General features: G+C 71.6%; 10 protein-coding genes and 1 CRISPR repeat array. Of the genes, 8 read left to right on the top strand and 2 right to left on the bottom strand.

The window, feature by feature from the left end; genetic code table 11:
- Positions 1-2: 2 nt before the first annotated feature.
- The 6 genes from ACFVU9_RS34900 to ACFVU9_RS34875 all read left to right on the top strand — a co-directional run bounded on the left by ACFVU9_RS34900 (position 3) and on the right by ACFVU9_RS34875 (position 7,444).
- On the top strand, positions 3-584 hold the full coding sequence (locus tag ACFVU9_RS34900; RefSeq protein ID WP_387600483.1) for a hypothetical protein: 582 nt from the start codon (positions 3-5) through the stop codon (positions 582-584).
- Positions 585-706: 122 nt separating this feature from the next.
- Positions 707-1,225, top strand: coding sequence for a universal stress protein (locus ACFVU9_RS34895; protein WP_380440413.1), 519 nt, complete (start codon positions 707-709; stop codon positions 1,223-1,225).
- Between the two features lie 166 nt (positions 1,226-1,391).
- Entirely contained in the window at positions 1,392-2,732 is a 1,341-nt protein-coding gene (locus ACFVU9_RS34890) for a hypothetical protein (RefSeq protein WP_387600481.1), read from the top strand.
- Positions 2,733-2,938: 206 nt separating this feature from the next.
- The gene (locus tag ACFVU9_RS34885) at positions 2,939-3,613 is read left to right on the top strand and encodes a cutinase family protein (RefSeq protein WP_387600478.1); all 675 of its coding nucleotides are present in this window, start codon (positions 2,939-2,941) and stop codon (positions 3,611-3,613) included.
- Positions 3,614-3,759: 146 nt separating this feature from the next.
- Entirely contained in the window at positions 3,760-6,294 is a 2,535-nt protein-coding gene (locus ACFVU9_RS34880; protein ID WP_387600475.1) for a penicillin acylase family protein, read from the top strand.
- Between the two features lie 97 nt (positions 6,295-6,391).
- Positions 6,392-7,444 carry an alpha/beta hydrolase gene (locus ACFVU9_RS34875; RefSeq protein WP_387600563.1) on the top strand — a complete coding sequence of 351 codons (1,053 nt, stop codon included), beginning with the start codon at positions 6,392-6,394 and terminating at the stop codon, positions 7,442-7,444.
- A gap of 31 nt (positions 7,445-7,475) precedes the next feature.
- Here ACFVU9_RS34875 and ACFVU9_RS34870 read toward each other — a convergent pair whose 3' ends face one another.
- Complete coding sequence (locus ACFVU9_RS34870) at positions 7,476-8,564, bottom strand: BTAD domain-containing putative transcriptional regulator (protein ID WP_387600472.1); 1,089 nt, start codon at positions 8,562-8,564, stop codon at positions 7,476-7,478.
- Between the two features lie 51 nt (positions 8,565-8,615).
- Positions 8,616-9,167: a MarR family winged helix-turn-helix transcriptional regulator gene (locus tag ACFVU9_RS34865; protein WP_387600470.1), complete on the bottom strand. Its 552-nt coding sequence runs from the start codon at positions 9,165-9,167 to the stop codon at positions 8,616-8,618.
- Between the two features lie 1,230 nt (positions 9,168-10,397).
- Here ACFVU9_RS34865 and ACFVU9_RS34860 point away from each other — a divergent pair.
- Both ACFVU9_RS34860 and ACFVU9_RS34855 read left to right on the top strand, forming a co-directional pair.
- On the top strand, positions 10,398-11,558 hold the full coding sequence (locus tag ACFVU9_RS34860) for a helix-turn-helix domain-containing protein (RefSeq protein ID WP_387600467.1): 1,161 nt from the start codon (positions 10,398-10,400) through the stop codon (positions 11,556-11,558).
- Complete coding sequence (locus ACFVU9_RS34855; protein WP_387600464.1) at positions 11,555-12,094, top strand: hypothetical protein; 540 nt, start codon at positions 11,555-11,557, stop codon at positions 12,092-12,094. The genes ACFVU9_RS34860 and ACFVU9_RS34855 overlap by 4 nt, the downstream gene beginning before the upstream one ends.
- Positions 12,095-12,218: 124 nt before the next feature.
- A CRISPR array of direct repeats spans positions 12,219-13,039; the repeat unit is 28 nt; unit sequence GAGCAATCCCCGCGAGCGCGGGGCCGAC.
- Positions 13,040-13,083 lie beyond the last annotated feature (44 nt).

The raw sequence follows: 13,083 nt of genomic DNA, 5'->3' as shown, positions 1-13,083 counted from the left end.
GCATGGCGATCAACGGCTTCGGCGCGACCGAGTTCCAGCTGGTGCTGCTGCGCAGGATGGCCGACTACCACCCCGACCTGGTCGAGGACGCGGTCCGGCGGCTCGGGGCCACCCGGGCCGGGATGCGCGAGGCGAACAAGCGCTGGCAGGCGATGGTCCGCGCGCCCGGCTTCCCGCGCGGCGCCGCCCGCTACACCGCCGTCCTCGGACCGCCCGGGGCGAGCGTGGCGCGGCCGATCGGGGACCTCGCCTGCACCGCGCGGCAGTGGGAGCTGCCGCTCTGGCCCGGCCTGCGCTTCGAGATCCTGCTCGGCCCGGCCGACGCCGGCGCCCCGCTGCTCAACGAGTGGCTGGTGCGCGCCGCCGGCACCCCGGCGCCCGAGCTGCGCACCCCCGCCGACCTGGCGCCCTGGAGCTGCGTGGTCGGCGACGTCGCCACCGCCTTCCCGCCCGCCGTGCCGCGCGAGGGCGGCGCCCCCACCCGCTTCCAGCTGGACTTCGGCGTCCCGGACGAGGACGGGCGCGTGCGCGCGTACACCGCGGACTTCACCTGGGGGCTGCTCCAGGAGGTGCGGGAAGCGTGAAGGGCATGACCGGGAGATGAAAGGAAGGATTCAGTTTATACCTTGCATTTGCAGGTCGATGCGGGACTGTGTCAATGTAATCGCAGACATCAAGCGGGATTGACACGGGAAAGCGAAGGATCATGTCGTACGGCGCACGCGTCATCGTCGGAGTGAACGGCTCGCTGCACAGCCTGACCGCCCTGCACCGCGCGGCGGCCGAGGCCCGGGCCCGGGGCGCCGTCCTCGTGCCGGTGCTCGCCTGGACCCCCGTCGGCGGCGAGCGCAACTACCGTGCGCAGCCCTGCCCGCCGCTGCTGCGCGAGTGGGAGGACGCCGCCCGCACCCGCCTGGACCGCGCGCTGGAGGAGGCCTTCGGCGGCCTGCCGATCGGCGTGCCGGTGGAACCGATGGTGGTCCGCGGTCAGGCCGGGCCCGTCCTGACCGGGCTGGCAGAGCGCCCGGGCGACCTGCTGGTGGTCAGCACCGGCCGCCAGGGCGGCGCGCGCGGCAGGCTGCGCCGGCTGCTGCCCGGCTCCGTCACCCGCCACTGCCTCAACCGGGCGCGCTGCGGCGTGCTCGCCGTGCCGCCGTCCGGTCTGCTCGACGACCTGCGCGCCCTGCACCGCGGCATCGACCTGCGCGAGCTCGTCGCCGCCTGACGGGCGCCGCGCCGTCCGGCGAGCTCCGCGCCCGGGAAGCTCCGCGCCGCCCGGCGGGCACCGCGCCCGGCATGCTCCGCGCCTAGGATGGGGAGCGGTTCCCGGAGCCGGGGTTCCCCCACCCGCGAGCCGGTGTGGCCCCGGCTCCTGCGAGGTTCGTCCCGCCATGGCGCATCCCCTCACGTTGCTGCGGACGGCGATGGGCGTGTCCCAGGCCGAGTACGCCGGTCTGGTGGCCCGGGCCCACGCCGACCTGGGCCTGGGGCAGATGGCTGCCCGCCGGGAGAAGGTGTCGCGCTGGGAGGCGGGGCGGATCGTCCCCGAACGCTCCGCCCAGCTCGCCATGGCGCGCATCCACGGTGTCCCGGCCGGCGAGGTCCGCCGCCTCGGCTGGCCGCACTGGCTGCACCTGGCGGGAGCGGAGGCGGCCGAGGGCGGTACCGGCACGCCCCACGACGGCCGGCGGCCGTCCGCGGAGGACCGCTGGTCCGCCTTCGCCCTGCAGGGCCCCGCGCTCGCCGCCCGGCTCACGCGCACACTGGCCCTGCTCGGCGCCGCCGGGCCCGGATCCGGCCGCGCCCCGGGCCGCGAGGGCCCGCCCCTGTGCGAGGAGCGCCTGCAGTGGACCGAGGCCAGGACGGCCGCCCTCGAACAGCACGAGAACGGCACGCTCGTCCCGCTGGGCGCGCTGTACGCCGCTGCGCTCGCCGAACACCGCCTGGCCGTCCACCTGGTGACCACCACCGGCTACGACGGGCCCACCGCCCGCCGGCTCCTGCGGCTCGTCTCCCGCACGGCCCTGGTCTGCGCGTGGCTCGCCAGTACCCTCGGCCAGGAGCCCAGGGCCGAGCGCCACAACCTCGCCGCCGTCCGCGCGGCCGCCGCCGCGGGGGACACCGGGTGCGTGTCGGCCGCCCTCGCGCAGCTCGCCAACCGTCACATCATCGCCGGTGACGCGGCCGACGCCCTGGCCGTCGTGCGGGCCGCCCGCCTCGCCGACCCGCACCCCGCGCCGGGCGGCTCGGCCGGGCTCCACCTCAAGGAGGCGATCGCCCTTGCCCGCCTGGGGGAGGGCGAGGCCTGCGCGCGGGCGCTGGACCGGGCGGAAGCCGTGGCCGGCACCCCCGACGACCGCCACCCGCCCGACCCCTCCGCCGAGTTCGACCTGCACGAGCGCTACCTGCCCGTCGCCCGCGCCACCGCCTGGCTCCACCTCGGCCGCCCCCGCCGGGCCCAGCCGTACTTCGGCCCGCTGACGCACCCCCGGCCCCCGGCGTCCGCCGCCCCGCCGTCCCCCTACACGCCCCTGGCCCTGCTGTACACACTCGACGCGCACCTCGCCCTCGGAGAGTTGGGCCCCGCCGCCACGACCGTCCACCACGCCATCGACGTCACCGGGGTCCTCCCGCCCGGCATCGCCCTCCGCTACCGCGAACGGCTGGCCCCGCACCGGCACGAGCCCCTCATCGGCCAGGCCCTCGACCACCTGGCCGACAGTACTTCCTGACGCACCGGCGCTCCCTGACGGACCGGCGTTCTCTGGCGGACCGGCACCTCCCCGCGCCGGGAGCTGTACGAACGACCACCCACCACGGGCTTCATCACGATGTCATCGCCCGCTGTCACTGTCGTCCGGACACCTCGGCCGACCGCCCAGCGCACCGCACCACACCGGAGAGCGGACGCGTCGGCCCACTGCGTGGGGAGAAGCGAATGCGAGCACGAAGGATCGCGGCCGCCGCGGCCGGACTCCTGATGACCACCGGGCTGACGGCGGCCCAGGGCACCGTGGCCCAGGCCGCCACGACGCGCGTGACCGCCCCGTGCGAGGGCACCTACACGATCGTCGTCGGCGGCACCGGCAGCAAGTGGTGGGACGACGGCTTCCGCGGCAACATCCAGCAGCACGTCGGGTATCCCACCGACATCCCGAACGGCGCGAGCACGCGCGCGGGCGTCAACGAGCTGAACCGGCTGGTGCGCGACCAGCGTGCCGCGTGTCCGGGCCAGCACGTCAAGATGGCCGGGTACTCCCTGGGCGCCGGGGTCGTGCACGTCTGGGTCAGCGAGAACTGGCGGACCTTCGACAACGTCAACGCCATCCTCGTATCGGACCCCAAGCGCCAGGGCCCGCCCGGGGCCAACGGCGGGGCGGTGCCGTTCGGCGGCCTCATCGGCTACCCGCTCGCCGGCGCCGACCGCAACTTCGGCAACGTGCCGGTCAAGACGATCTGCAACTGGGACTACGTCTGCGACGAGTCGGCCGGCATCTGGACCTACCCGGCCAACCACGTCAACAACTACAACGTGGACCGCGACATGGACCACCACAACGACAGCGCCAACGAGGAGTGGTACAACGGCGTCTGGCACCCCGCCTCCTGGTAGGCGCGCGGACGCGCACGGCACGCACCACCCTTCGGCCGCCCGGCAGTCCGCCGGGCGGCCGCCCCCGTCACCGGGATTTCATCGCCCCTCCCTAGCGTGACCGTGTCCAGACAGAAGCACGGGAACGCAGGGGAGAGGACGGCCCGATGGCACGGAGGAGATCGACGATGCGGCTGCCGGTGGCGCTCATGGCCGCGGCGGCCCTGCTGGGCACGATGGCGGTCGCCAAGGCACCCGCCGGCACACCCGACGCAGCGCCGGGGCCGGACAGGCCGACGATCCGGTACACCGAGTACGGGATCCCGCACATCATCGCCTCGACCCTGGGCGGCCTGGGCGAGGGCTACGGGTACGCCGCGGCCAAGGACAACATCTGCACCCTGGCCGACACCTACCTGATGGTCAACGCCCAGCGCTCCCGCTACCTGGGCCCCGACGGCAGGACGAGCCCCGGCGAGAAGCAGAACACCACCACCAACCTCAACAGCGACCTGTACTTCCAGCGGATCAACGACAACCGGGTGGTGGAGCGGCTGATCGACCAGCCCGCCCCCAACGGGCCGGAGCCGGAGGTCAAGGATGCCATCCGCGGCTACGTGAAGGGGTACAACCGCTACCTCGCCGAGACCGGCGTCAACAACATCTCCGACCCGGCCTGCCGCGGCGCGGCCTGGGTGCGCCCGATCACCGAACTCGACGTCTACCGGCACGCGCACGCCGAGATCATCATGGGCGTCGCCGACCCGCTGCTGGACGGCGAGGTCAACGCCGCACCCCCGGGAGCATCGGCGGCACCGCAGGCCGCCGCACCACGGGCGAAGGCCGGACAGCAGGAGGCCGCTCCGCGGGAGGCCGCGCCGCAGACCGCCGCTCCGCAGGCCTCGCCCGAGGAGACCGCGGCGAAGATCGCCGACGCGATGGCCGCCGCCCGCAGCGAGGGCAGCATGGGCAGCAACGCCCTGGCCGTCGGCGCGCAGGGCGTGGCCGCGGGCACCGGTACCGGCATGCTCCTCGCCAACCCGCACTTCCCCTGGCAGGGCAAGAACCGGATGTGGCAGAGCCAGCTCACCATCCCGGGCCGGTTCAACGTCTCCGGAGCCAGCCTGCTCGGCCTGCCCGCCGTGAACATCGGGCACACCGACGACGTCGCCTGGAGCCACACCGTCGCCACCGTCGCCCCGTTCGGCCTGTTCGACGTGCAGGTGGACCCGCTGCACCCGACCAACTACCTGGTGGACGGCGCCTGGCAGCCCATGACCTCCCAGCAGGTCGGCGTCGACGTGCTGAACGCGGACGGCACCGTCGGCCGGGTCACCCGCACGCTGTGGTCCACCCGCTACGGGCCCGTCACCACCTCCATGCAGGGAATCCCGCTGCCCTGGGTGGTGAGCGCCCATGCGGTGCGCGACGCCAACATGGACAACCTGCGGGCCCTGAACACGTGGCTCCACCTCGACCAGGCCAAGGACGTCAACGACGTCGTCAGCGCCCTGGAGACCACCGAGGGCGTCCCCTTCTTCAACACCGTCGCCGCCGACCGCAAGGGCAACGCCCTCTACGCCGACATCCAGGCCGCCCCGAACATCACCGACGCCCACGCGCAGTCCTGCCTCACCCTGACCGGCCAACTGCTGTTCAACCAGCCCCTGAAGCTGCCCAACATCCCGCCGATCTCCATCTTCGACGGCAAGCGCAGCGAGTGCGACTGGCCCGACGACCCGAACGCGGTCGCGCCCGGCCTGCTGGACCCGCACAAACAGCCCCGCCTGATCCGCTCCGACTTCGCCGGCAACGCCAACGACAGCGCCTGGCTCGCCAACCCCGAGCAGCCGCTGGCCTTCCCGCGCGTCATGGGCGACACCGCCGCACCCCGCTCGCTGCGAACCCAGGAGCTGATCCTGACCGCGCAGAACCGGATCAACGGCACCGACGGCCTGCCGGGCCGGGGCTTCACCCCGGAGAACATGCGCCAACTGCTGTTCGCCGACAACAGCAGGGCCGCCGACCTCGCCCTCAACGCCACGGTGACGGCGTGCCAGAACACCCTGTTCGGGCTCGTCCTGGTCGACGGCAACCTCGTCAACATCAGCGAGGCCTGCCCGATCCTGGCCGCCTGGGACCACAAGTACACGGCGGACAGCCGGGGTTCGTGGCTGTTCGAGAACTTCTGGGCCTACCTGACGAACGGGCAGACGCCCGACAAGCTGCCCTGGCGGGTGCCCTTCGACCCCAAGGACCCGGTGCACACGCCCAATTCGCTGGACCCCGGCAACGACGCCGTCCGCAACTCGCTCGCCCGCGCGGTCCTCGCGCTGCGCAACTCCGGCATCGCGCTGAACGCGCGGCTGGGGGACGTCCAGAAGATCACCCGCAACGGCGAGCAGATCCCAATCCACGGCTCGATCCACGAACTGGGCGTGCTGAACGTGGTCACCCCCGGCATGGTCGACGGCAAGCTGGACATCACCTTCGGCTCCAGCTTCATCCAGCAGACGCTGTTCACCGCCGACGGCCCGCCGCAGTCCGCCTCGGTGCTGACCTACTCCCAGTCCGCCAACCCCAACTCGCCGCACTACGCCGACCAGACCCGGCTGTTCTCGGCGGGCCAGTGGGTGACGGAACGGTACACCGAGGACCAGATCGCGGCCTCACCGGCCCTGGAGGTCAAGGTCCTCGACTGAGACCGCGCCGTACACCGCACCACACCGCACCACACCACACACGAGGGGGAACAACACCGTGACGAAGAAACCCACCCGCTGGCGAACGGTGGTGGCCCTGCTGGCCGCCGTCGTCGGATTCGTCGGGACGGCCGCCACGGCCGTCCCGGCCCAGGCGGCCCAGCCGGCCCCCGCGGGGCCGCCCCGGATGGCGGACGGCTTCGGCCTGACCCAGGTCGACACGACCGTCGGCGGACCCACCAACTTCTACCTCACCGTCACCACGCCCGAGGTCACCGGCAAGCACCACATCAAGATCATCCTGCCGAGCGGCTACTACGACGACCCCGCCAGGCGCTACCCCGTGCTGTACTTCCTGCACGGCTCGCCCGACGACCCGATCCAGCAGAACTACCCCGCGCTGACCACCTCCAACGCGATGATCACCGTCATCCCGGACGGCGGCCCCCGCGGCTGGTACGCCAACTGGCTCAACCAGAACACCGTGCTCGGCGCCCAGAACTGGGAGAACTTCCACCTCAACCAGGTGATCCCGTTCATCGACGCGAACCTGCGCACCCTCGCCACCAAGAAGGCCAGGGCGATCGCCGGCGTCTCCATGGGCGGGTTCGGAGCCTTCCACTACGCCCAGGACCGCCCCGACCTGTTCAGCCAGACCGCCTCCCTGTCGGGCGACATCGACCTGTCCGCCGACTCCATGGACCTGCGGCTGGCCGCCGTCGCCACGCTCGTCGACGCGCAGGGCGTGGTCTGCGCCTCGGCGTCCGGGTTCTGCGACCCGAACAACGACCCCTACAAGCCCGGTGTGGACAGCGACGCCCTGTTCGGCTCGCCCTACCCGGTGTTCAACGTGGACTGGCGCTGGAACGCGGTCGACCCGTCGCAGCACATGGACAAGCTCGCCGGTGTCGGCGTCTCCGTCTACGTCGGCAACGGCCGCGGGGTGCCCACCGACCTGGAGTTCTGGCTGGAGGGCGCGTCCAAGCACGTCAAGGACCGCATGGACGCCCTGGGCATGCCGTACTACTACGTCGACTACGGCGACGGCTCCGCCTGGGGCACCCAGTGCAACGGCGGCCACAACGGCTACTGCTGGGAGCAGGACCTGCGCGACCTGATCCCGCGCCTGGAGCGGGCGTTCGCCTCCTGACGGCCGTACGGAACCGCTGAAGGCCTCGGTCTCACCGCACGACGGTGGTGAGACCGAGGCCGGCCTCGTCCCCGTGCAGGATCATCTGGTGGGTGCGCCGCAGCATCCGGCTCGGCGCGACACCCAGGTCGTCGGCCAGGTGCCGGCAGGCGCGGGCGAACACGGCCAGCGCGTCGGCCTGCCGGCCGCCGCGGTACAGCGCGCGCATCAGCATCGCGGCCACCGGCTCGTTCAGCGGGTGCTCCGCGGACAGCGCGAACAGCTCGGCCACCGCCTCGGCGGGCCGGCCCAGCCGCAGCTGCCACTCCGACTTGCGCTGCGCGACGGCGATCCGGCGCTCGGTGAGCCGCACCCGTTCCAGCTCGGCGAGCGGACCGGGCAGCCCGGCCAGGAGCTCGCCGCGGAAGAGGTCCAGCGCCCGCGCGCACAGGCGCACCGCCTCGGCCGTGTCGCCCGCCCGGTGGGCGCTCCTCGCCCCGGCGACCAGGTCCTCCATGCGCGCCAGGTCCACGTCGGCCGCGCCGGGGACGAGCCGGTAGCCGCAGCGGTCGTGCTCGATCACCTGGTCCGGGCCGTCTCCCAGGCGCAGCGCCTTGCGCAGCCGGTAGACGTAGACCGGCACCACGTTGGTCACCGGCGGCTCCTGGCCCCAGACACCGTCCAGGAGCTCCTGGCGGCTGACCGTCCGTCCGCCGCGCAGCGCCAGCGCCGCGAGCACGGCCTGCTGGCGCAGGTGCCCCAGGTTCAGCGGGCGCCCGTCCTGCCAGGCCCGCAGCGGCCCGAGCACGGAGATCCGCACCCGCGGCCCGCCCGCCCGCGCGGCGCCGCCACTGCGCAGCACCGGGCCCGCCTCCCGCGTGCGGGGGCCGCGGCCGGGGGAGACGAGCCCGCAGTCGAAGGCGTGGACGATGGCGGCGGCCCGGTCCCGCAGCCCGAGCTTGGCCAGGATCCGCGCGAGGTGCCCGGCCACGACCTCCTCGGGGACGGCCAGCGCCGCGGCGATCTCGTCGTCCCGCAGCCCGCAGCCGACCGCGTGCAGCACCTCACGCTCCCGCCGGTCGAGTTGCTGCTGCCCGAGCACGGCGGCGCTCGGCCGGCCGGCGGTGACGGTCATCGACATCGCTGCTCCCTGGACTCCGGGCCGGCCGCTCGGGCGGACGGCGTCGACAAGCTAGTGGGGCAGTGACCGCCACGTAATCCGGAACGATCCGGGGTAACCGGGTGCATGATCCCGAGACGTGCCTTCCGCGGCGGCGGACCGGTGAAGGAGCAGCGCCGCCTGGCCGTCCCGTCCTGATCGCAGGTCTCGGCAGTCCTGCCCGGGCAGGGCGGGTGTGCCGTCCTCGGTGTGCATGGTGGCGCGCGCCCGCTGGACGTACCGGTCGATCAGGTGGCGTAGCACGCTGACGGTGGCGGCGACGTCCGGGTCGGGGACGCCGTCCAGTGCGTCGGCCAGGCCGGTGATGTTGGCCTGTTTCAGCCGGTCGAGCACGGCGTGTCCCTCGGGGGTGAGTTCGACCTGGCGGGCCCGGCGGTCCGTCGGGTCCTGGGTGCGGGCCACCAGCCGCTGGCCCTGGAGGCGGTCGATCTGCCGGGTGACGTGGGAGGACTTGACCATGAGGCGGTGGGCGAGGTCGGTGACCCGGCTGGCGTCCTCGGCCTCGGCGAGCGCGCGCAGCAGGTAGATGCCCGAGCGGGCGGTGGTGATGCCAGTCAGGGCCATAGCAATCCCCGCGAGTGCGGGGCCGACTCGCCGCAACCAGCGCCATGACGGCCATGATGAGAGCAATCCCCGCGGGCGCGGGGCTGACGGCCGGGCGCCGATCCAGCCGAACGTGGATGCCGAGCAATCCCCGCGGGCGCGGGGCCGACATCGCGGCCGGGCTCGACCTCGCCGAGATGCTGGAGCAATCCCCGCGAGCGCGGGGCCGACGCTTCGGCTATGCAGAGCCTCAGCTGGCTGACGGAGCAACCCCCGCGAGCGCGGGGCCGACTACTTCCGGGCGCACAGGACCCCGATCCAGCTGGAGCAATCCCCGCGAGGGCGGGGCCGACAGGATGGCACGGTGATCGTCCCCGCGACCAGGGAGCAATCCCCGCGAGCGCGGGGCCGACGACGGGCGCCACGATCACGCCGCCGGGGGCGAGGAGCAATCCTCGCGAGCGCGGGGCCGACGTCTCGACCAGCGTGGGTCAGCGGTACTCCGGGGAGCAACCCCGCGAACGCGGGGCCGACGCGATGGCCGCCTGCGCGGCCCTGTGGAGCCTGGAGCAATCCCCGCGAGCGCGGGGCCCACCGTACCGGCACCTGTAACGGCTGTGACCTGGGGGAGCAATCCCCGCTAGCGCGGGACCGAAAAGAACAACGTGATTGTCTCACCAAACTCCTTCAGGCAATCCCCTCGAGTACGGGCCTGACGACGCGACCAGCATCGACGGCTTCGGGCTCAAGTAGCAATCCATGCATGCGCGGGCCGACCCACGTTCGGTATCCACTCCAGCCGACCCGACGAGCAGCTTCCGAGCGTACGGGGCCAGCTCCCGACGGGTGCCGGCCAGCCGCTGCCTGGGGGAGCAGCCCTGTGTGCAAGGCTGACACCTTCTGACCGGTGATGACTAGGGGTGTCGCGGGGCCGAAGCCCGCTGGCGCCTGCAGCATCGTCCTGGCACTGGAGGGAGTAGCGGTTCGCCTGGTACAGGCGACGCTTGTCGTGCGGCAACGGCGTGCAGTGTTTGTTTGGTCGGTTTCTGGGCAGCGGTGGTGGGTCGTTGCGGCTCTGGTTGGTTTCTGTGTCCAGTCGGGTTGGCCAGTGACGAATGTTGGGTGGCTTTTCCGCAGGTCAGGGTGATTGCCAGTGTTTCGCTGGTGCATGCTGGCCCGAGCAGGTGAATCCCAGATCACATCCGTGGCAGGCCGATTGCGAGAATCGCAACTCGGCGGTACGGTCACAGCATGGATGCCGAACTGATTGAGCGCGTTCGTTACGTCATCGGCACAGCGGGTGAGAGCCAATCCGTCGTGGCCGCGCGCATTGGAATCTCCCCGGACAAGCTGTCAAAATCCCTCAAGGGAACACGGCGGTTTACGTCCCTTGAACTGGCATTGATCGCTGAGTACGGTGGGACAACCATCGACTGGCTTCTCCGCGGTGTCGAGCCGCGTACGGCTGTAGGAACAGCTGCCCGGAAGTCCATCGAGGTCGATCACAACACTGCTGATGTACGTGCCATTCTCAGCCGGTACGAGCAGGTCATCGATGGCCTGCACCGCATCGGATACACGTTGCCACTTTCACCCCTTCTCGAGCCGAACCAGGTCGGCACCAGTGTCGAACGTGGCAACGACCTGGCCCGTGCGGCGACTAAGGCTCTCCCACGCGAGCCGTGGGGTCGCTCCACTCGGGAACTAGCGGCGGACTTCGAGCAGGCCTTTGACGTGGTGATCGCCTCCACCGCGTTGCCGGACAAGCTGGACGGCCTGTCGTGGTCGACCGAGCTCTTTCACCTGATCCTCGTCACACAGACCCGGGTGTGGACCCGTCAGCGATTCACGCTAGCGCACGAGCTCGGGCACATCCTCGCTCGCGACGCCTACGACGACGCCGTCGTGGAGAAAGTCCAGCCCGGTCGGACCGCCGACGCCAGGGAAGTACAGGCGAACGCTTTCGCTGCAGAGTTCCTCATGCCGACAGAAGCCATCCTGTCCGAAGCCGGCGCTTCGCCCAAGCGGGTCGATGTCCTGCGGATGGCCTGGCACTTCAAGGTCTCTCCGAGTGCAATGGCAACGCGGCTGAAGGTGCTTGGGCTGCTCACCACAGCTCAACTACGAGAGTGGGGAGCGACATCAACGGTTGACTGTGCGCACGCCGCCGACGCGTTTGATCAGCACATGCTCAACGCTGAAGCGAGCAACGGTGGTTGGCATCCACGAGCGCTAACTCGCTTGGCAGTTAAGGCATATGCTCGGGGTGACATTACCGTCCGACCGCTGGCGACCCTCCTCAGCCTCGATCCGGACGAGCTCCTGGATATCCTTGAGCCCGCTCCGCCCGAGCCCGCGCAGACGTCGCCGATGCCGTCCGATTCCGGAACGGAGATCGCGTTCAGCCCATGAGCACCTTCTGCTTCCCCGACACCACCGTGATCTGCAACTACGGATCGGTCGGCAGGATCGATCTCCTGGAGATCTACCTGGAACGTCGGGGACGCTGGGTGGAATCCGTCTGGCGAGAGACCCACGACGCTACCCGGATGGTGTTCGAGCTACGCCGCATGAAAGTGCAGGACCTCGAACACTTCCTAGGTCCGCCGATCGAGATCGCGGATGCTGCCGCAGTTGAAGACATCCGTGTCGGTCGACTCGGCGCCTCGCCGGACGAGCCGCGCAAGAACCTCGGCGAGGCCCAGACGCTCCACCTGCTCATGACGGATCCGGACTTCAAGGGCGCGATCTGGATAAGCGACGATCGGCACTCGACGAGCTTCGCCACGCGCCGCGGCATCACCACCGTCGATACGACAGGGGTCATGGAGTCGCTCTGTGCGAGCCGCTACCTGTCGGCCCAGGCGGGCTACAACCTCCTGCGTCAGATGGTTGACGGGGGCAACAACGTGCGACTGCCGTCGAGTCCGCACCACCTGGCACTCTGATCGTGCTGCTGTGCCCCGTCCGATGCCTTCCCCGGCTGATCCCGCGTGTTCACCGGACGTGGTCGATGAACACGCGGGATCTGTTATGCAGGTCGATCGTCGAGCAGTGGCCGACAGCCGGAGGGAGCAACCCCCGCGAGCGCGGGGCCGACACGCCGGTGCGCGGGGCCTCGACGGGCAGGCCGGAGCAATCCCCGCGAGCGCGGGGCCGACTGCGAGCGCGCTGCCGGGCGCCGTCTGGCCCCGGAGCAATCCCCGCGAGCGCGGGGCCGACAGCGATCCGTTCTTGTAGATCTGGACGAACCGGGAGCAATCCCCGCGAGCGCGGGGCCGACGTTCAGGCCGGCCGGGTCGCTCCCGCGAATCCAGAGCAATCCCCGCGAGCGCGGGGCCGACGGGTGCGGAAGGCCCAGGGGTTGCCCCATCGGCGAGCAATCCCCGCGAGCGCGGGGCCGACGCGGGGTGGTAGCGGGGATGGGCGGCGCCGGGGGAGCAATCCCCGCGAGCGCGGGGCCGACGCATGGACCTCGTCGAATAGGACGAGATGCGGGGAGCAATCCCCGCGAGCGCGGGGCCGACGATCCTTGACGTCCTGTCGATTGCCAGGAACTCGAGCAATCCCCGCGAGCGCGGGGCCGACGCCTTGACGTTGCCGCCCGGCGGGCGGACGAAGGAGCAATCCCCGCGAGCGCGGGGCCGACGCTTGCGGTCACCTTCGCGGCCATGGGCTCCTCGAGCAATCCCCGCGAGCGCGGGGCCGACATCGCAAGTCCTGCCCCCAGCAGGGACTTGGAGGAGCAATCCCCGCGAGCGCGGGGCCGACGTCTTCCTGGAGGACACCGGCATCGACTACGTGGAGCAATCCCCGCGAGCGCGGGGCCGACGCGAGATCAAGGCGAAGATCGGAGCCCCCTGGAGAGCAATCCCCGCGAGCGCGGGGCCGACAACTGTAGCCGTGAGCCGGGCTTCCTGGAGGGGGAGCAATCCCC

The organism is Kitasatospora sp. NPDC057936, from assembly GCF_042887525.1.
In the GTDB taxonomy this organism is placed as follows: domain Bacteria; phylum Actinomycetota; class Actinomycetes; order Streptomycetales; family Streptomycetaceae; genus Kitasatospora.
Note: the sequence above shows the minus strand (reverse complement) of the source record. Positions and strands in the feature narration are given on the sequence as shown.